This is a genomic window from Pseudomonas gingeri (genome assembly GCF_013386165.1).
Lineage (GTDB): Bacteria > Pseudomonadota > Gammaproteobacteria > Pseudomonadales > Pseudomonadaceae > Aquipseudomonas > Aquipseudomonas gingeri_C.
The window spans coordinates 150581-168916 of sequence record NZ_JACAOS010000022.1 but is presented as its reverse complement, the minus strand read 5'-3'; the positions used below and the strand labels follow the sequence as shown (position 1 = coordinate 168916).

Below are 18336 nucleotides of genomic sequence, written 5' to 3'. Positions count from 1 at the left end.
CAGCCGTGGCGAACGGTCGGAACGACCTAAGAAGACTGGATGAAAACCCGCGACCGGATCCTTGAATGCGCCCTGCAACTGTTCAACCAGAAAGGTGAGCCCAACGTTTCGACCATGGAGGTGGCCAATGAAATCGGGATCAGCCCGGGCAACCTCTACTATCACTTCCATGGCAAGGAGCCATTGATCCTCGGTTTGTTCGAGCGCTTCCAGGGCGAGTTGGCGCCCTTGCTCGACCCACCGGCCGATGCCCGGCTGGCGCCCGAGGACTATTGGTTCTTTCTACACCTGATTGTCGAGCGGCTGGCCCACTACCGCTTTCTGTTCCAGGACCTGTCCAATCTGTCCGGGCGCCTGCCCAAGTTGGCCAAGGGCATCCGCAACCTGCTCAATGCGCTCAAGCGGACCCTGGCGTCGCTGCTGGCGCGCCTGAAGGCGCAAGGTTTGCTGCTGAGCGAAACCCAGGCGCTGGGGCAACTGGTGGAACAGATCACCCTGACATTGCTGTTTTCCCTGGATTACCAGCGGATTCTCGGGCGCGAAGGTGAAGTGCGACTGGTGGTGTACCAGATCATGATGCTGGTGGCCCCGCACCTGCTGGGCCCAGCGCGGGTGGTGACGGAGCAGATGGCGTTGCAATACCTGGAGGATCACGACTGAGGCTCCGGCAGCGCCCTTACGGGCGCTATCTCGAGCAAGCTCGCTCCTACATGGGAATCGCGGGACGCCGAGCCTTCTGCGTTGAAACACCGCTCCCCCCTGTAGGAGCAAGCTTGCTCGCGATGGGGCCCTAAAGCCCTGCACCGCCTTCGCGAACGCCATCGCCGGCAAGCCAGTCCCACCTCACAGCACCACCCATAAAAAAACGCCCGACCTTCACAGGCCGGGCGTTTTCATGCGAACAACGACTCAGGCTTGAGAAGCAGGTGTCGGTGCGCTTGGCGCCGCCGTTGGGGCGGTGGCCGGTGCCGGAGCGGCAGAGTTGGCTGCCGATACCGGAGCTACAGCAGGCTTGGCCGCCGCAACAGGCGCCGGCTTCGCAGCAGCAGGCTTTTTCGCCACGGCCGGTTTGGCCGCTGGTTTCGCGGCGGGCTTGGCTGCCACAGGCTTGGCCGCTGGTTTCACAGCCGGCTTCGCCGCTGCTGCCGGTTTAGCGGCAGGCTTGGCGGCAGGTTTTGCCGCTGGCTTGGCAACCGCTTTCGCTGCCGGTTTGGCCGCTGCGGTTTTCGCCGCAGGCTTGGCAGCAGGTTTAGCTGCTGGCTTGGCCGCTGCTTTGACCAAAGGCTTGGCTGCCGCTTTCGCCGCAGGCTTGGCCGCTGCCGTTTTCGTCGAGGCCGCAGGCACCGAGTGACCGGTGAGCTTCTCGATCTGCTTGGTCAGGGTATCGACCTTGCTGTGCAGCGCTTTCACTTCATTGCGGCTCGGTACACCAAGGCGCGAAATGGCGCTGTTCAGGCGCTTGTCGAAAGCCCCTTCCAGCTCGTCCCATTTGCCCAGGGCACGATCTTTCACGCCACTGATACGCGACTTGGCCGAACCGGCGGTGTCTTTGGCCGCATCAACGGTTTTACCAACAGCACTCTTGGTGAGCTTTTCGGCTTTCTCACCATCCTTGACCAGCGTATCGAAGTATTTGCCGCCGTCAGTGCTCGCCTTCGAGTACACGCCTAAACCAGCAAGCCAGATTTTGCGGGAATACTCTTCAACCTTCCCGATCCACGAGCTGCTTTCTTTCTCGGTATTCTTTTTGCCAGCCATCCCGTTCTCCTTAATGTTTACGCGCGACACGTTCGAGCAATGCCGTCAGCTCATCGAGCTTAGCAGAGAGTGTCTCCACATCATGTTTAGACGGAATCCCGATGCGATTCAAGGCACTGGCGACACGGTTGTCGAAGGCCTTCTCGACCTTGTCCAGTTGCACTTCCACCTTGCCCTTGAGGCTGGTGACTTCGCTCTTCACGTTATCGATCTGGCTGTTGGCCGCATCACGCTGCACGCCAATCAGTTTTTTGCCTTCTTTTTCAACGTCTTGACCGGCTTCCACGAGTTCCTTGAAGTACTCGCTGCCTTCGCGGCCGACCTTGGCATAAGCGCCCAGACCCGCCAGCCAGATCTTGCGGGCATACACTTTCACCTCAGCCAGGGCGGTTGGCTGACCGTCGGATTTTTTCTTCAGACTTACTTTGGCCATGGTGCACCTCACACGTGAAGGGTTGGAGGATCTGCCCACCGAAATGGGGGCTTGTGCACAAAGTAATGACAAAAATTAGAATGGGCACCCTAACCCATGCGATGGCAGGGTCTTTTGTGGGGGCCGGCCCCCACAGGAATGCCTATCAGACCAGCACCTTGTCCAGGGCCTTTTCGATCTCGGCCTTGATGGTGCCGCTCATGGCCGACATCAGCAGCCCCAGCTCGACATCGATGCGGATCGTTGCTTCGCTCACATGCACCGCGCCTTTGACCCCGGAACGCTTGAGGTTCAGGGTATCGCCGGACCATTGCGGCTCCAGGCCATATTGCCCGGCCAACTTCTGCGCCACCTGGTCGGCCTTCTCGCGTGCACCGGCCTTGCCCAGGCCATGGGCGCGTTCAACACTAATACGGGCCATCGAATGACTCCTGCTCTATCGGGACTTGCCCGGAGCATCCTGACCCTGCTGCGTCAAAACGTCCCGGCGGTTGCCTATCTTACATGCACCCTTGCCAAGACAAAGCCGGCCACCGGGATTAGAATGCCCGCATTCTCTTCTGGTGACAGCGACATGACTGATCAGCGCAAAGGCAGCGATGCCGAACCCACCACGCACTTCGGCTTCAAGAACGTACCGGAAAGCCAAAAGGCGGAAAAGGTCGCCGAGGTGTTCCACTCCGTGGCCGCCAAGTACGACCTGATGAACGACGTGCTGTCCGCTGGCATGCATCGCCTCTGGAAGCGCTTCACCATCGAACTGTCCGGCGTGCGCACGGGCAACCGGGTGCTGGATATCGCCGGCGGCACCGGCGACCTGGCGCGCAAGTTCTCGCACCTGGTCGGCCCTACCGGTCAGGTGGTGCTGGCGGACATCAACGCCTCCATGCTCAAGGTCGGCCGTGATCGCCTGCTCGACCTGGGCGTGGCCGGCAACGTCGAGTTCGTCCAGGCCGACGCGGAAAAACTGCCGTTCCCGGACAACCATTTCGACTGCGTGACCATCGCCTTCGGCCTGCGCAACGTGACCCACAAGGAAGACGCCCTGCGCTCCATGCTCCGGGTCCTCAAACCCGGCGGTCGCCTGCTGGTGCTGGAGTTCTCCAAGCCGACCAACGCACTGATGTCGAAGATCTACGACGCCTACTCGTTCGCCTTCATGCCCCTGGCCGGCAAGCTGATCACCAATGACTCGGAAAGCTATCGCTACCTGGCCGAATCGATCCGCATGCACCCGAATCAGGAAACCCTGAAGTCGATGATGGTGGACGCCGGTTTCGACCGCGTGACCTACCACAACATGACCTCGGGCATCGTCGCCCTGCATCGCGGCATCAAGCCCTGATGATCCTCAGCGGCCTTCTCGCCGGCGTCGAACACGGCCTCAACCGTGTGTTGCGCCTCGACAGCACGGCCTTGAGCCGCCTGGGCCACCTGACCGGCAAAGTCATCGAAGTCGACTGCGCCAGCCCGGCCCTGAAGCTGTTCATCCTGCCCAGCGACGAAGGCCTGCTGCTGGCCGCGCACTGGGCCGCCGAGGCCGACTGCATCCTCCGCGCCCCGGCCGCGAGCCTGCTGAACCTGGCCCTGAGCCGCGACAAGACCGCCGTGTTGCATGGCCCCGAGGTGCACCTGGAAGGCGACAGCGCGGTGCTGCTGGACCTGGCCGGCGTGCTCCAGGACCTGGAGCTGGACTGGGAGTACGAACTCTCGCGCTGGCTCGGCCCGATTGCCACGCCCCTGCTCAGCGGCCACCTGCGCAGCCGCGCCGGCTGGTACAAGCAGGGTTTTGCCAGCCTCAAGCAGAACCTCGCCGAATACCTCAGCGAAGAGTCCCGCGCCCTGGTCGGCACCCACGAGGCCGAAGCACGCTTCGCCGAACTGGACCGGGTCAAGCTCGACCTGGAACGTCTCGAGGCGCGTGTCGAGCGCCTTTCCCGATCCCTCAAATCCAGCGATAACGCATGAAGCTGCTTGCCGTCCGCCGTCTGTTGCGCATCCAGCGCGTCGTGATCCGTTACCGTCTCGATGACCTGCTGTTCGAATTGCCCCTGCCCTGGTTCCTCCTGGCGCTGCGCTTTGCCCTGCCCTGGCGCTGGTTTCCGCGCAAGCCCCTGGACCTGAGCCGTGGCGCACGCCTGCGCCTGGCCCTGCAGGACCTGGGACCGATCTTCATCAAATTCGGCCAGATCCTCTCGACCCGCCGCGACCTGCTCCCCGAAGACATCGCCGACGAGCTGATGCTGCTGCAGGACCGCGTGCCGCCGTTCGACTCGCAGACCGCGGTCAAGCTGATCGAATCACAGCTGGGCAAGAGCATCAGCGAGGTCTTCAGCCGCTTCGATATCGCGCCCCTGGCCTCGGCCTCGGTGGCCCAGGTCCACGCCGCCCAACTCAAGAGCGGCGAAGAAGTGGTGGTGAAAGTCATCCGCCCGGGTCTCAAGCCGATCATCGCCCAGGACCTGGCGTGGTTGTTCCTGCTCGCCCGGGCCGCCGAGCGGGTCTCGGCCGACGCCCGCCTGCTGCACCCGGTGGACGTGGTCAGCGACTACGAGAAGACCATCTACGACGAACTCGATCTGTTGCGCGAAGCCGCCAACGCCAGCCAGCTGCGACGCAACTTCGAAGGCTCGGAAATGATGTACGTGCCCCAGGTCTACTGGGACTGGTGCCGGCCGAAGGTGCTGGTGATGGAGCGCATCTACGGCATCCAGGTCACTGACCTGGCGACCCTGGCCGACCAGCGCACCGACATGAAAATGCTTGCCGAACGCGGTGTGGAGATTTTCTTCACCCAAGTGTTCCGCGACAGTTTCTTCCATGCCGACATGCACCCCGGCAACATCTTCGTCAGCACCGTGAACCCGTGGAGTCCGAAGTACATCGCCATCGACTGCGGCATCGTCGGCAGCCTGACCCCGGAAGACCAGGACTACCTGGCCCGCAACCTGTTCGCCTTCTTCAAGCGCGACTACCGCCGCGTCGCCCAACTGCACATCGACTCGGGCTGGGTGCCGGCGCATACCAAGCTCAATGAGTTCGAGGCGGCGATCCGCACCGTGTGCGAACCGATCTTCGAAAAACCGCTGAAGGACATCTCCTTCGGCCAGGTCTTGATGCGCCTGTTCCAGACCGCACGGCGCTTCAATATGGAAGTCCAGCCGCAGTTGGTGCTGTTGCAGAAAACCCTGCTCAATATCGAAGGCCTGGGCCGTCAGCTATACCCCGACCTGGACCTGTGGAGCACCGCCCAGCCGTTCCTCGAACGCTGGATGCGCGAGCGCGTCAGCCCGAAAACCCTGCTGGGCAACCTGCATGGCCAGATCGAACAACTGCCGCACCTGGCCCAGATGACCCGCGACCTGCTCGAGCGCATGGCCCAGCCCCAGGCCAGCCAGCCCGCGCCGAAAGAAAGCAAAAGCAAGGACGACTGGCTCCTGCGCCTGATCGGCTCCGTGCACCTGGGTAGCGGCGCGCTTCTGGCCGCCGGTGGGCCGATGCAGGACCTGGGTCACTGGCCGGCGGGCCTCATGGTCATCATCGGCTTGTATCTGATCGTGCGCCGATAGCCAGTCAGGCCATGGGCTGGCACACTGTTCATTCGCCGAGACAGAACCACGCGGGTTATGTCCGGTTGTCGGAGTCGAAGATGAAAGACTGGCTGGACGAGATCAAATGGGACAGTGACGGCCTGGTGCCGGCCATTGCCCAGGATCACAAGACCGGGCGCGTGCTGATGATGGCCTGGATGAACCGCGAGGCGCTGCAACTGACCGCCAGCGAGAACCGCGCCATCTACTGGTCGCGTTCACGCGGCAAACTCTGGCGCAAGGGCGAAGAGTCGGGCCACGTGCAGCATCTGCACGAAATGCGCCTGGACTGCGACGCCGACGTGATCATCCTGATGGTCGAGCAGGTCGGCGACATCGCCTGCCACACCGGCCGCCACAGTTGCTTCTACCGCGTGTATGAAAACGGCGGCTGGAAGATCGTCGAACCGGTCCTCAAGGACCCGCACAGCATCTACGCAGCAGGACACTGAACATGACTGACACCCTGACCCGTCTGGCCCAGGTGCTGGAAGAGCGCAAAGGCGCCGCCGCCGACAGCTCGTACGTCGCCAGCCTGTATCACAAGGGCTTGAACAAGATTCTGGAAAAAGTGGGCGAAGAGTCAGTCGAGACTATTATTGCTGCAAAGGATGCCGCGATCAGTGGCGACTGCAGCGACGTCATCTACGAAACCGCCGATTTGTGGTTCCACAGTATGGTCATGCTCGCCCAACTGGGGCAGCATCCGCAGGCCGTGCTGGACGAGCTGGATCGTCGCTTCGGCCTGTCCGGACACGACGAGAAAGCCTCGCGCCCGTCCGCCTAATCAACTTTCGAGAGGAGCAGCACCATGGGCATTTTTGACTGGAAACACTGGATCGTCATCCTGGTTGTCGTCGTGCTGGTGTTCGGCACCAAGAAACTGAAGAACCTGGGCACCGACGTCGGCGAATCGATCAAGGGCTTTCGCAAGGCCATGAACGACGACGAAAAGCCGGCCGAGCCGGTGGTTCCTCCTGTCGTGCAACCGGCCCCGCCGGTACAGCCACAGGCCACCGCGCAGCAAAACACGCCGCACACCATCGACGTGCAGGCACAGAAAGTAGAAGAGCCCCGCAACAACTCGTGAGCACTGACTAATGTTCGGTATCAGCTTCAGTGAACTGCTGCTCGTGGGCCTGGTGGCCCTGTTGGTGCTCGGCCCCGAGCGCCTGCCCCATGCCGCGCGTACGGCAGGCCTGTGGGTTGGACGTTTGAAGCGCAGCTTCAACGCGATCAAGCAGGAAGTGGAACGCGAAATCGGCGCCGACGAGATCCGTCGGCAACTGCACAACGAGCATATCCTCTCGCTGGAGCAGGAGGCTCGCAAGATCCTCTCGCCGATCGCCACGAGCACGCCGGCCGAGCCGGTGGCGGAGCAGTCGATCGCCCCACCGATGGCAGCGCAAATCCCGCTGACACCGGTGAGCGCCGCCGAGCCGGTGCCAGTACTCGGTGCCGTGGAGCCCGCGCCGCACCTGACAGAACCCGCAAGCGCGACGCCCAGTGGCACGCCTGCGCCTCATGACCCTACATTGCCGCCGCGAGCCCCATGAGCGATATTCCGGAAAACGACCAGCACATGCCGCTGGTTTCGCACCTCACCGAGTTGCGCACCCGTCTGCTGCGTTGTGTCGCGGCGATCTTCCTGATCTTCGCCGGGCTGTTTGCCTTCACCCAGCAGATCTACACCTTCGTCTCCATCCCGCTGCGCCAGTACCTGCCGGCGGGTGCGACGATGATCGCCACCGACGTGTCGTCACCGTTCCTGACGCCGCTCAAGCTGACCATGATGGTCTCGCTGTTCCTTGCCATCCCGGTGATCCTGCACCAGATCTGGGGCTTTATCGCGCCGGGCCTGTACAAGCATGAAAAGCGCATCGCCGTGCCGCTGCTGGTGTCGAGCATCCTGCTGTTCTACACCGGCATGGCCTTCGCCTACTTCCTGGTGTTCCCGCTGATCTTCAAGTTCTTCGCCGCCGCGACTCCCGCCGGCGTGGAAATGATGACCGATATCACCAGTTACCTCGACTTCGTGATGACGCTGTTCTTCGCCTTCGGCGTGGCCTTCGAGATCCCGGTGGCCGTGGTGCTGCTGGTGTGGATCGGCATCGTCGACGTCAAATACCTGAAGAAGATCCGTCCCTATGTGGTCATCGGCTGCTTCGTGGTCGGCATGATCCTGACCCCACCAGACGTGTTCTCCCAGACCTTGCTGGCAGTACCGATGTGGCTGCTGTTCGAGATCGGCATCCTGTTCGGTGGCCTGGTCCGCAAACGCAGTGATCAAGAAGCCGCCGACCGCGACGACGCCCAGCCGCCAGCCCCGCTGACGTGAACCTGCTGCTCCTGGAGGAGGCCGACTTTACTGCGGCCGACCTCGTGGTGCTGCGCGATCGGCGCCTGACCCATATGCAGGAAGTCCATCGCGTGGCAGTGGGCGACAGCCTGCGGGTGGGGCGTATCGGCGGCCTGATGGGCAACGCCGAAGTGCTGCGCCTGGACGCCGGCGAAGCCGAGCTGCGGATCAGCCTGGATCGCGCACCGCCGGCAAAACTGCCACTGACCCTGATCCTCGCCCTGCCGCGCCCGAAAATGCTCCGGCGGGTGTTCCAGACCGTCGCCACCCTCGGCGTGCCCAAGGTGGTGCTGGTCAACAGCTACCGGGTGGAAAAGAGCTTCTGGCAGACACCTTTCCTCGAGCCCGCGGCGATTCGCGAACAGCTGATCCTCGGCCTGGAGCAGACCCGCGACACCGTGCTGCCGGAGATCATCATCGAGAAGCGCTTCAAGCCTTTCGTCGAAGACCGTCTGCCGGCCATCAGCGCGGGCACCCTCGGTCTGGTCGGTCATCCCGGCGACTACCCGTCCTGCCCGCGCGGCCTGGATGAGCCGGTGACCCTAGCCATCGGCCCGGAAGGTGGCTGGATTCCCTACGAGATCGACCTGCTGGGCAAGGCCGGGCTGCAACCGGTACAGCTCGGTGAGCGGATCCTGCGGGTCGAAACCGCCGTGACCGCCCTGCTCGCCCGGCTGTTCTGATCCAGCATTTTTTACGCCTGCCACGACACCTTGTAGGAGCGAGCTTGCTCGCGATAACGTCCTCCCAGACAGCACAACATCCGCCTGCTGGCGGATCGCGAGCAAGCTCGCTCCTACAAGGGGCAACAGGGCGTTCAGCCTTGGAAGTAAAAACCTTCAGATTTAAGAGACTTCTCCCACACACCCTTCAGGTCGCGTCTCCCGCCATCCAGCCGATGAGAGGACATCGCCCCACGCACTGCGCGTGAGGCCCATGGACTCATTTGTTTGGCAGGAGATTCACCATGTTCCGTTGGCTGACCCGCGCACTGCGCGACCGCAGTATTCGCTTCAAACTGGCCCTGGGATTTGGCCTCGTACTGCTCTTGACCCTGGCGGTCACCCTCACCGGTTGGCACGCCCTGGGTGCCATGACCGAACGCTCCCATACCCTCTCGAACATCGCCCGGCTCAGCCGCCTGAGCAGCGACATGCGTGCCGACCGCATCGCCTTCCGGGTGCTGAACGATCCCCAGAGTCATACCCGGATCGACCGCCAGCTGGCGAGCATCGAGAAACTGCTGGCCAAACTCCTGCCGCGCCTGACGGACCCGGGAGATCAGCAGATACTCAGCGACCAACAGCAAGCGGCCCGAGCCTTCCAGACCACCCTCGACGATCTCGATGAAAGCCTCCACGACCGCGAGCGCGCCCGCAAGCGGATGAGCGCCGCCCTGCTCCAGGCCACACAGGCCGTGGCACGCTTCGCCGCTCATCAACTGCGCGAGGCGAGCAAAAGCCCCCATGAGCAGCAGTGGCAGGCACCGCTCAAACGGGTCGAAGAATTGCACCAACGGGTCAACGACGCCCACGCCAGCGTGCAGACCCCGGCCTATCTGTTCGACTCTCTGCAAGCCTATTCAGAGCAGGCGCTGAAAGCGATCGACCGGCTTGGGCAACTTGAGACCCAGGTGACACCGCTGACCGCGCCACTGGCCGACGACCACAAACGCATGCTGCTGGAGCTGCGTCATTATCACGAGGCCCTGCAGCGGTTCAAGGATGCACAACTGCTCACCGAATCGGCCCACAACGTGATGGAAGGTTTGGGCAACCGACTGCTGGCCGGTAACGAGGAACTCAGTCGCAGCCAGACCCAGGCCCGCGACCGCCAGGCCCAGGCGGCGAAATGGATGCTGGCGAAAATAGCCCTGCTGGCCTGGTTGATCGCCACCCTGGCCGCCTGGTTGATCAGCCGCCAGTTGCTGATCCCGCTCTCACGCAGCCTGAAGCTGGCCAACCACATCGCCGCCGGCGACCTGAGCCGCGATGTGGCGGTCGATCGACAGGACGAGCTGGGTCAGTTGCAGCAGGCCATGCGCGGCATGACCCTGGGTCTGCGGGAGCTGATTCGCGGCATCGGCACCAGCGCTTCGCGGGTGGCCAGCGCCGCCGAGCACCTGTCGACCAGCACCGAACAGACCGACGCCAGTGTCAGCAGCCAGTACGCCGTCACCGAGCAAGTGGCCGCCGCCATGAAACAGATGACCGCCAGCGTGCTTGAGGTCGCCCGTCACGCCGAAACCGCCTCCGTGGCGGCGACCCAGGCCGACCAGCAGGCTCGCGAAGGCGACAGTGCCGTGGCAGATGCCATCGAGCAGATCGAACAGCTTGAGCAACACATGCAGCGCTGCTCCCAGGCCATGGACGGGCTCCAGCGTGAAAGCGAGCGGATCGGCAGCGTGCTCGATGTGATCAAGTCGGTGTCCCAGCAAACCAACCTGCTGGCCCTGAATGCCGCCATCGAAGCGGCCAGGGCCGGCGAGGCCGGCAGCGGCTTTGCCGTGGTCGCCGATGAGGTCCGCTGCCTGGCGCAACGTACCCAGGATTCGGCGCAGGAGATCAAGGACCTGATTGCCGCCTTGCAGGGCGGGACCCTGGAGGTCGCGGGCATGCTCGACAATAGCCGCAAGCTGACCCGCCACAGCGTCGAGTCGAGCCGCCACAGCGGCGGCAAGCTGGAAGCCATCAGCCGTAGCGTGTCGCAGATCCTCGGGATGAACGAACAGATTGCCGCTGCCGGCGAAGAACAGAGTGTCGTCGCCGAGCAGATCAGCCGCAGCGTGCTGCATGTACGGGACATCTCAAAACAGACTGCCAACGCCTGCGACGAGACCGCCGCCGCCAGCCTGCAATTGAGCCAGCTGGGGGCGCAGTTGCAGCGGCTGGTGGAGCGGTTCAAGGTCTGAAGACGCCAGCCCTTACCCGAATCCATTGTAGGAGCCGGCTTGTCGGCGATGGGGCCAGTAAGCCTTGCATCGCCTGATCGGCCGCTATCGCCGGCAAGCCGGCTCCTACAGGTTGGTGGAGCGCGTAAAATAGCGCCTGGACTCAATCGATCTCGGCCAGCCAGTCGCTCGCCTTGAACCACTTGTCATGGATGCGATCATAGGTGCCATCTTCGGCAATCTGGTGAAGAAAGTGATTGATCCAGTTGAGACTGTCGTGATCGCCCTTCTTCACCCCGAACGCCAGGGGTTCATAGGTGAACGGCTGGTCCAGGCACAACAGCTTGCCATCGCCCAGCTTGTTCACCGCCACCAGGTTGTAGGGCGCGTCATGCACAAAGGCGTCGGCCTTGCCGTCGAGCACGGCCTGCACACCGTCCTCCTCATTGGCATAGGTGCTCAGCTGGGCCGCGCCCATCATTTTCCGGGCGACAATTTCCCCCGTGGTCCCGGCCTTGGCGGCGATACGATAGCCAGCCTGGTTGAGGTCTTCGAAACCCTGCACCTGGCTGCCGAGCGCCAGGGGAATCAGCAACGTCTGCCCGACCACGATAAAAGCATCGCTGAAATTGAGCCGCAGGTTGCGCTCCTGGGTCAGGGTCATGCCACTGGCGATCAGGTCAAACTTGTTCGCCAGCAAACCGGGGAGCAGTTCGGCGTAAGGGCTGGAAACCAGCTCCAGCCTGACCCCCAGCGCCTGACTCATTTCACGCAACAGATCGATCTCGAAGCCGATGATTTCGCCGCGTTTACTCGTCATTTCGAAGGGGATATACGTAGGATTGGTCCCGACTTTCAACGTGCCGCGCTTGAGCGCATCGTCAAGGGCACCCGCCTGCGTCCCACAGGCGTGCGCAAACACAACGATGCCCGACAGCAGCATCGACAGAAACCTTTTCATCATGAAACTCCCCTGGGCCGCTTTTCCGATCGTGCCTGCCAGCCCTGCGGCGGGTGCGTGAACACACCGTCGCCGTAATCGGACGGGCACAATTTTGGGGGGCGATCCTAACGTACTCGGCGGCAGGGCAACACCGAGGGGAGGCGGGTCTTTTGTTACCAAATGACAAAGGGGCCGCGGTGTTTATCACACCGCGGCCCCTCGGGCGTCAGGCGGGCTGGGCCGCCGCTGTGGCCGGCTGCAGAGGCAGCAACGGCGCATGGGGATCAGCCTTGATCGAAGCACGCCAGGCCGCCAGCCACTCGGCATGGCCTTCGTCCCAGACCTGCGCATGCAGGCGGGTCAGGGCCACCGGATCGCTCAGCAGGTGCAGGCGTGACTGATTGTCCAGGCCCGAGGGCCCGACTTTCAAGGCATGCCGCACACGTTCGACACGCAGCCATTCGATTGGCTCGGACTGACCATGGCGAGCCGTCGCCAAGGCACAGGCCAAGGCATTCTGGCGCGGATCGACCACGGCCCGGACAAAGCCGTCATTCAGGGCATGCCAACGGTTTTCGTGGGTGTACTCATCCGTCGCCAGCAGCGCTTGCGGCGGGCTGTATTCCTCGGGAATCAGAAACAGGCTCTCATCCCTGGAACGCAAGCCCAGCTTGACCCGGCTGGAGATCACCGAAACCGGGATCGACAACATCAGCGAACCGACAATCGGGACCAACCACCAGAGGAAGCTCGGGTTGAGCCAGACCACCAGCAGCGCCCAGAGCGCGCCCAGCAGCGTTTGCGGGCCATGCCGGCGCACCGCTTCGCTCCAGGGCGTGGAGTCGTCGTCACGCTGCGGAGAGTTCCAGGTCGCTGCCCAGCCGAGGAACGCGGCCAGGACAAAACGGGTGTGGAAAATCATCCGTACCGGCGCCAGCAGCATGGAGAACAACATCTCCAGCAGCATCGACAGGGTCACCTTGAACTTGCCGCCAAACTCTTTCGCACCCTTGGCCCAGATCAGGATGATGCTCAGCAGCTTGGGCAGGAACAGCAGCACGATGGTGGTGGAGAACAGCGCCACCGCCTTGTCCGGATGCCATTGCGGCCACAGCGGATAGAGCTGGCGTGGCTCCATGAAGTACTGCGGTTCCATCAGCGTATTGACCGCCAGCAGGGCCGTCGACAGCACCAGGAAGAAGAACCACAACGGCGCCGACAGGTAGGACATCACGCCGGTGAGGAACACCGCGCGGTGCACCGGGTGCATGCCCTTGACCAGGAACAGCCGGAAGTTCATCAGGTTGCCGTGGCACCAGCGACGGTCGCGCTTGAGCTCGTCGAGCAGGTTCGGCGGCAGCTCTTCGTAGCTGCCCGGCAGGTCGTAGGCAATCCATACACCCCAACCGGCACGGCGCATCAGCGCAGCTTCGACGAAGTCGTGGGAGAGGATCGCACCGGCGAAAGCCCCTTTACCCGGCAACGGCGCCAGGGCGCAGTGCTCGATAAACGGCTTCATGCGGATGATCGCGTTATGGCCCCAGTAATGGGATTCGCCCAACTGCCAGAAGTGCAGGCCGGCGGTGAACAGCGGACCATAGACGCGGGTCGCGAACTGCTGCATGCGTGCATAGAGGGTGTCCATGCCCGACGCCCGTGGCGCGGTCTGGATGATCCCGGCATCCGGCGTCGCTTCCATCAAGCGCACCAGGCTGGTCAGGCATTCGCCGCTCATGACGCTGTCGGCGTCGAGCACCACCATGTACTTGTACTCACCACCCCAGCGACGGCAGAAGTCGTCGAGGTTGCCGCTCTTGCGCTTTACGCGGCGGCGGCGGCGGCGGTAGAAGATCTTGCCGAAGCCCGAGGCTTCGCTGCAGACATCCAGCCAGGCCTGTTGCTCGGCGACGCAGATATCGGTGTCGTTACTGTCGCTGAGGACGAAGAAGTCGAAGCGGTCCAGGTCACCGGTGGCCGCGACCGACTCGAAGGTCGCCCGCAGGCCGGCAAAGACTCGCGGCACGTCTTCGTTGCAGATCGGCATGACGATAGCGGTACGCGCATCCTTGGCGATCGGCTCGCTGCCGGCGCTGGCGCCGGAGATGCGGTACTTGTCATGCCCGGTGAGCAATTCGAGAAAGCCCATCAAGGCCGTCCAGAAACCTGCCGAAACCCAGCAGAACAGAATCCCGAACAGCACCAGGATGCTGGTTTGCAGCAAATACGGCAGCACTTGTTGTGCGGTCTGCAACAGCGGTTGATGCACCACTTCGTTGAGGTCGACGAACGCCCAGCCCTGGTAAGGCATGATGCCTTTCATATACCAACCGGCAACAATGGTCTGGCCGAGCATCAACACCAGCAGGATATAGCGGCGAATCGAACCCACGGTGCGCCAGCGCGCATGGGGCAGGTCGCGTTTGTCGTCCTTTGGCGCCGGCGGATTGCTCCGTCCGGTCATGCGCCGCCAGCCGCGCACCAGGATATTGGTGCGCCACGGCTCCGGTACCACCTTGGTCCGCTGGATCGGCGGCGTGGCCTTCAGGCGCACGCGCCCGGCGGCATCCACCGCGAGCATCTCGGCGTCTTCCAGATCGGCCGCCGAATCGAGGACCAGGCGCCGACCCACCGAAGCCTGTGCGGCCTCCGAGGGGTCAACCGCCGGCTGCTCGCTCAGGCGCTCATGCAGTTCAGCGAACGAGGTGCAGCTCGCCAGCTCCGCGCGCTGCTCGTTGCTCAGTGGCAAGTGCGCCAGGTACTCGAAAAGAGCCTCTGGCTGGACGTTTGGGTTACTCATCGGCAGGCAACTGATAGCTCCAGGTCTCGGTCAGGACTTGCTCAGTCGGCACCGGTTCCGGGGTGGTTGGGGCAGCCTCGGGAGCTGGCGCCGCAGCGTCATGCTCTTTCTTGTCCTGGGCCGGCTCTTTCTTGTCCTGAGCAGGCTCTTTTTTATCCTGAGCGGGCTCTTTCTTGTCTTGAGCCTGTTCTTTCTTCTCCAGGGCCTTCTCTTTCTCTTGCTGCTTGGCCGCGACCTTGTCGGCCTTGACCACCTGGGAGGAGACCGCAACCTTGGCCGGATCCGCCGTGGCGATGTCCTTGACCAGGTTCGCGCGCAGCTCGGTAGCCTTGCCCGGATCCTTGACCTTCAGACGCAGGGTCAGGCGCCAGCCCTGGGTTTCCGGGTTGTAGCGCAGGCTGTTTTCCACCAGTTCGGCGTTGTCGCCGACGCTGACCTGGCTGCGTACCGGCGCGTCTTCAGGCAAGGCCTTGAGGGACGGGCCTTCGAAGTCGATCAGGTAGGCCACGCTGCCGTCCGGTTGACGGATCAGGTTGGATTGCTTGACGTCGCCGGTGGACTTGAGGGTCTGCTTGACCCAGGCGCTGTCCGGCGAATGCAGGGACGCTTCGTCGGTGGTCCAGTGCAGGCGGTAGGCGAAGTTCATCGGCTGGCCAGCGTCGGCGCGCTCGGCCGGGTTCCAGAAAGCCACGATGTTGTCGTTGGTTTCGTCAGCGGTCGGAATCTCCACCAGGTCGACGGTGCCCTTGCCCCAATCGCCCTTCGGCTCGATCCAGGCGCTTGGACGCTTGTCATAGCGGTCGTCGAGGTCTTCGTAGTGACTGAAGTCACGACCCCGTTGCAGCAAGCCGAAGCCCCGTGGGTTTTCCACGGAGAAATTGCTCACCGCCAGGTGTTTCGGGTTGTTCAATGGACGCCAGACCCACTCGCCATTGCCGGCATGGATCGACAGGCCGCTGGAGTCATGCAGCTCGCGACGGTAGTTGAGAACCTTGGACGGCTGGTTGGCGCCGAACAGGAACATGCTGGTCAACGGGGCTACGCCCAGCTTGCCGACCTTGTCGCGCAGGTACATCTGCGCCTTCACATCGACGATGGTGTCGGTGCCAGGACGCAGGATCAGGCGGTAGGCGCCGGTGGCCCGTGGCGAGTCCAACAGGGCGAAAATCACCAGGTGCTTGTCGGTCGGCTTGGGCTGCTGGATCCAGAACTCGGTGAAACGCGGGAACTCTTCGCCGGACGGCAAGGCGGTGTCGATGGCCAAGCCACGGGCCGACAGGCCATAGGTCTGGCCCTTGCCGACGACGCGGAAATAACTCGCGCCGAGCATGGTCATGATCTCGTCCTGCTTGTCCGCCTTGTTGATCGGGTAAAGCACGCGGAAGCCGGCATAACCCAGCTGTTCGGTGGCTTTGGGATCGAACTTGACGTCACCGAAATCGAAACGGGTCGGGTCGTACTTGATCTCTTTCACATCATCGGCGGTGATTTCGTTGATCTTCACCGGCGTATCGAAGTGCATGCCCTGATGGTAGAACGACAGCTTGAACGGGGTCTTCTCGCCCGCCCATTCGGCCTTGTCGGTCAGGAAACGGATTTTCTGGTAGTCCGCGAACTTCATGTCACGGAACTCGTTCGGCAGATTGCTGCGCGGAGCTTCGTATTTCTGCCCAGCCAGCGTCTTGGCCTTGGCCGACACATCATCCAGATTGAACGCAAAGAGTTGGCCAGCGCTGAGCAGGCACAGCAGTGCGGAGCCCGCTACCAGTGCTTTTCGTAACCCTTTGGCAGTCAGTGTTGGAGCATTACAGGGACTAACAATCACGAGCAACCCTCGCCGAAAACAGATCAAAAACCAACGGCCAGCTATCTATATGCCAGGTTGGCGAGCATTGTTCCGACTCCCATGGGGGCAAATGATTCCCCAAACGGTCACGGACAAGTCTCTACCTAAGTCAAAATGGACCAACGAACGCCGATCCCCGTAGCGCGCGATTATCTAGTAGGCCGCGTTACAACGCATCAGGTGAAACAAAGTATTTATCGCGAAAACCTCCTGTTTTCAGCCAAATACGTCGTTTTTGGTGCATTCAAGTCTGTAACAGGAAGGTCACAGGGCCATCATTGACCAAGTGCACCTGCATGTCCGCCCCGAAACGTCCGGTCGCCACTTGCCCATGCAAGCGTTGCGCCTGTGCCACTACGTAATCGAACAGCGCCTCGGCCAGCGCCGGAGGCGCCGCCGTGGAGAAGCTCGGACGCAATCCACTCTGGGTATCGGCCGCCAGGGTGAACTGCGACACCAGCAGCAAACCGCCGCCGACGTCCGCCAGGGACAAGTTCATCTTGCCCTGCGGATCACTGAACACCCGATAGTTAAGCAGCTTCTTCAGCAGTTTGTCGGCGTGCGCCTGGGTATCACCGGGTTCCACCGCCAGCAGCACCAGCAAACCCTGGTCGATGGCCCCGACCACGTCGCCGGCCACCTCCACTCGCGCGCCAGTGACCCGTTGCAACAAGCCCTTCATGCTTCTTCGAGAGGCAGGTCAAGCAGGCGTCGGGCCATCTGGTCGGCCGCCCGCACCAGGGCATCGGTGATACCCGGCTCGGAAGCCGCATGACCGGCGTCGCGAATCACCTGCAATTCGCTGTTGGGCCAGGCCTGGTGCAACTCCCAGGCGTTGTCCAGCGGGCAGATCACATCGTAGCGACCGTGCACGATCACCCCTGGCAGGTGGGCGATCTTGCCCATGTCGCGGATCAACTGGTTGGGTTCGAGGAAGGCGTCGTTGGTGAAGTAGTGGCATTCGATCCGGGCAATCGACAGCGCGCGCTGCGGCTCGGCGAAGCGGTCGACCACCAGCGGGTTCGGGCGCAGGGTCGCGGTACGGCCTTCCCACAGGGACCAGGCCTTGGCGGCGTGCATCTGGGCGATCTGGTCGTTGCCGGTCAGACGTTTGTGGAACGCATTGAGCAGGTCGTCGCGCTCATCCAGCGGGATCGGCGCCACGTAGTCCTGCCAGTAGTCCGGGAACAGGCGGCTGGCGCCGGACTGGTAGAACCACTCGATTTCCTGTTGGCGGGCGAGGAAGATCCCCCGCAGGATCAGGCCATGCACCCGATCCGCGTGGGTCTGGGCGTAGGCCAGGGACAGCGTCGAGCCCCAGGAGCCGCCGAACAGCACCCATTTGTCGATTTCCAGGTGCTGGCGAATCCGCTCGAGGTCGGCCACCAGGTCCCAGGTGGTGTTGTTTTCCAGGCTCGCATGGGGAGTCGAGCGGCCGCAACCGCGCTGGTCGAAGGTGATGATGCGAAACAGGTTGGGATCGAAATAGCGCCGGCTCTGGGCGTCACAGCCCGCTCCCGGTCCTCCGTGAATGAACACCACCGGCAAGCCTTCCGGCGAGCCGCTCTCATCGACATACAGTACATGCGTTTCATCCACGGCCAGATCGTGCCGGGCGTAGGGTTTGATCTGCGGGTACAAAGTCTGCATCACGCGCTCCGTAGGGGTCGAGGTCATCCCTGATGGGGACTTCATATTATTCTGCCGTTCGGCATCATAA

Annotated in this window: 19 protein-coding genes and 1 pseudogene; 12 read left to right on the top strand and 8 right to left on the bottom strand. The window is 62.7% G+C overall.

Going from position 1 to position 18336, the window contains the following annotated elements:
- Positions 1-39 precede the first annotated feature (39 nt).
- Complete coding sequence (locus tag HX866_RS28460; RefSeq protein ID WP_177103008.1) at positions 40-660, top strand: TetR/AcrR family transcriptional regulator; 621 nt, start codon at positions 40-42, stop codon at positions 658-660.
- A 249-nt stretch (positions 661-909) separates the two neighbouring features.
- Here the strand turns inward: HX866_RS28460 and HX866_RS28455 are convergent, their stop codons facing one another.
- From HX866_RS28455 to HX866_RS28445, 3 genes are all read right to left on the bottom strand, one after another.
- Positions 910-1758 (bottom strand): phasin family protein, encoded by an 849-nt coding sequence (locus HX866_RS28455; protein ID WP_177090748.1) that lies wholly within the window; start codon positions 1756-1758, stop codon positions 910-912.
- A 10-nt stretch (positions 1759-1768) separates the two neighbouring features.
- Positions 1769-2191, bottom strand: a complete 423-nt coding sequence (locus tag HX866_RS28450; protein WP_177090750.1) for a phasin family protein — start codon at positions 2189-2191, stop codon at positions 1769-1771.
- A gap of 145 nt (positions 2192-2336) precedes the next feature.
- Positions 2337-2612, bottom strand: a complete 276-nt coding sequence (locus tag HX866_RS28445) for a polyhydroxyalkanoic acid system family protein (protein ID WP_177140904.1) — start codon at positions 2610-2612, stop codon at positions 2337-2339.
- A gap of 153 nt (positions 2613-2765) precedes the next feature.
- Here HX866_RS28445 and ubiE point away from each other — a divergent pair, with 153 nt between their 5' ends.
- The 11 genes and pseudogenes from ubiE to HX866_RS34920 all read left to right on the top strand — a co-directional run bounded on the left by ubiE (position 2766) and on the right by HX866_RS34920 (position 11051).
- Positions 2766-3536 (top strand): bifunctional demethylmenaquinone methyltransferase/2-methoxy-6-polyprenyl-1,4-benzoquinol methylase UbiE, encoded by a 771-nt coding sequence (ubiE, locus tag HX866_RS28440; protein ID WP_177090754.1) that lies wholly within the window; start codon positions 2766-2768, stop codon positions 3534-3536.
- Positions 3536-4159 carry a ubiquinone biosynthesis accessory factor UbiJ gene (locus HX866_RS28435; RefSeq protein ID WP_177090756.1) on the top strand — a complete coding sequence of 208 codons (624 nt, stop codon included), beginning with the start codon at positions 3536-3538 and terminating at the stop codon, positions 4157-4159. The genes ubiE and HX866_RS28435 overlap by 1 nt, the downstream gene beginning before the upstream one ends.
- Positions 4156-5760, top strand: a complete 1605-nt coding sequence (gene ubiB, locus HX866_RS28430) for a ubiquinone biosynthesis regulatory protein kinase UbiB (protein WP_177140903.1) — start codon at positions 4156-4158, stop codon at positions 5758-5760. Before HX866_RS28435 ends, ubiB begins: the two co-directional genes overlap by 4 nt.
- A gap of 80 nt (positions 5761-5840) precedes the next feature.
- Complete coding sequence (hisI, locus tag HX866_RS28425) at positions 5841-6233, top strand: phosphoribosyl-AMP cyclohydrolase (RefSeq protein ID WP_100940386.1); 393 nt, start codon at positions 5841-5843, stop codon at positions 6231-6233.
- Positions 6234-6235: 2 nt separating this feature from the next.
- A complete protein-coding gene (locus tag HX866_RS28420) occupies positions 6236-6568 on the top strand; it encodes a phosphoribosyl-ATP diphosphatase (RefSeq protein WP_177090760.1) in 333 nt (110 codons plus the stop codon).
- A gap of 24 nt (positions 6569-6592) precedes the next feature.
- Complete coding sequence (locus tag HX866_RS28415) at positions 6593-6871, top strand: twin-arginine translocase TatA/TatE family subunit (RefSeq protein ID WP_177090762.1); 279 nt, start codon at positions 6593-6595, stop codon at positions 6869-6871.
- A gap of 10 nt (positions 6872-6881) precedes the next feature.
- A complete protein-coding gene (gene tatB, locus HX866_RS28410) occupies positions 6882-7337 on the top strand; it encodes a Sec-independent protein translocase protein TatB (protein ID WP_177090764.1) in 456 nt (151 codons plus the stop codon).
- Positions 7334-8119: a twin-arginine translocase subunit TatC gene (tatC, locus tag HX866_RS28405; protein ID WP_218177459.1), complete on the top strand. Its 786-nt coding sequence runs from the start codon at positions 7334-7336 to the stop codon at positions 8117-8119. The genes tatB and tatC overlap by 4 nt, the downstream gene beginning before the upstream one ends.
- Positions 8116-8823 (top strand): 16S rRNA (uracil(1498)-N(3))-methyltransferase, encoded by a 708-nt coding sequence (locus HX866_RS28400; protein ID WP_177090787.1) that lies wholly within the window; start codon positions 8116-8118, stop codon positions 8821-8823. The genes tatC and HX866_RS28400 overlap by 4 nt, the downstream gene beginning before the upstream one ends.
- 284 nt (positions 8824-9107) lie before the next feature.
- Positions 9108-10193, top strand: a pseudogene (locus HX866_RS34925) (methyl-accepting chemotaxis protein); the annotation flags it as partial.
- Positions 10179-11051 (top strand): methyl-accepting chemotaxis protein, encoded by an 873-nt coding sequence (locus HX866_RS34920; RefSeq protein ID WP_371318786.1) that lies wholly within the window; start codon positions 10179-10181, stop codon positions 11049-11051. The pseudogene HX866_RS34925 and the gene HX866_RS34920, both read left to right, overlap by 15 nt.
- Before the next feature lie 142 nt (positions 11052-11193).
- Here HX866_RS34920 and HX866_RS28390 read toward each other — a convergent pair whose 3' ends face one another.
- The 5 genes from HX866_RS28390 to pip all read right to left on the bottom strand — a co-directional run bounded on the left by HX866_RS28390 (position 11194) and on the right by pip (position 18266).
- The gene (locus HX866_RS28390; protein ID WP_177090790.1) at positions 11194-11994 is read right to left on the bottom strand and encodes a transporter substrate-binding domain-containing protein; all 801 of its coding nucleotides are present in this window, start codon (positions 11992-11994) and stop codon (positions 11194-11196) included.
- A 205-nt stretch (positions 11995-12199) separates the two neighbouring features.
- Positions 12200-14770 carry a glucans biosynthesis glucosyltransferase MdoH gene (gene mdoH, locus HX866_RS28385; protein WP_177140902.1) on the bottom strand — a complete coding sequence of 857 codons (2571 nt, stop codon included), beginning with the start codon at positions 14768-14770 and terminating at the stop codon, positions 12200-12202.
- The gene (locus HX866_RS28380) at positions 14763-16595 is read right to left on the bottom strand and encodes a glucan biosynthesis protein G (RefSeq protein WP_177090792.1); all 1833 of its coding nucleotides are present in this window, start codon (positions 16593-16595) and stop codon (positions 14763-14765) included. Before HX866_RS28380 ends, mdoH begins: the two co-directional genes overlap by 8 nt.
- A 265-nt stretch (positions 16596-16860) precedes the next feature.
- Complete coding sequence (gene dtd / locus HX866_RS28375) at positions 16861-17298, bottom strand: D-aminoacyl-tRNA deacylase (RefSeq protein ID WP_177090794.1); 438 nt, start codon at positions 17296-17298, stop codon at positions 16861-16863.
- Positions 17295-18266 (bottom strand): prolyl aminopeptidase, encoded by a 972-nt coding sequence (gene pip, locus HX866_RS28370; RefSeq protein ID WP_177090796.1) that lies wholly within the window; start codon positions 18264-18266, stop codon positions 17295-17297. Before pip ends, dtd begins: the two co-directional genes overlap by 4 nt.
- Between the last annotated feature and the right edge of the window lie 70 nt (positions 18267-18336).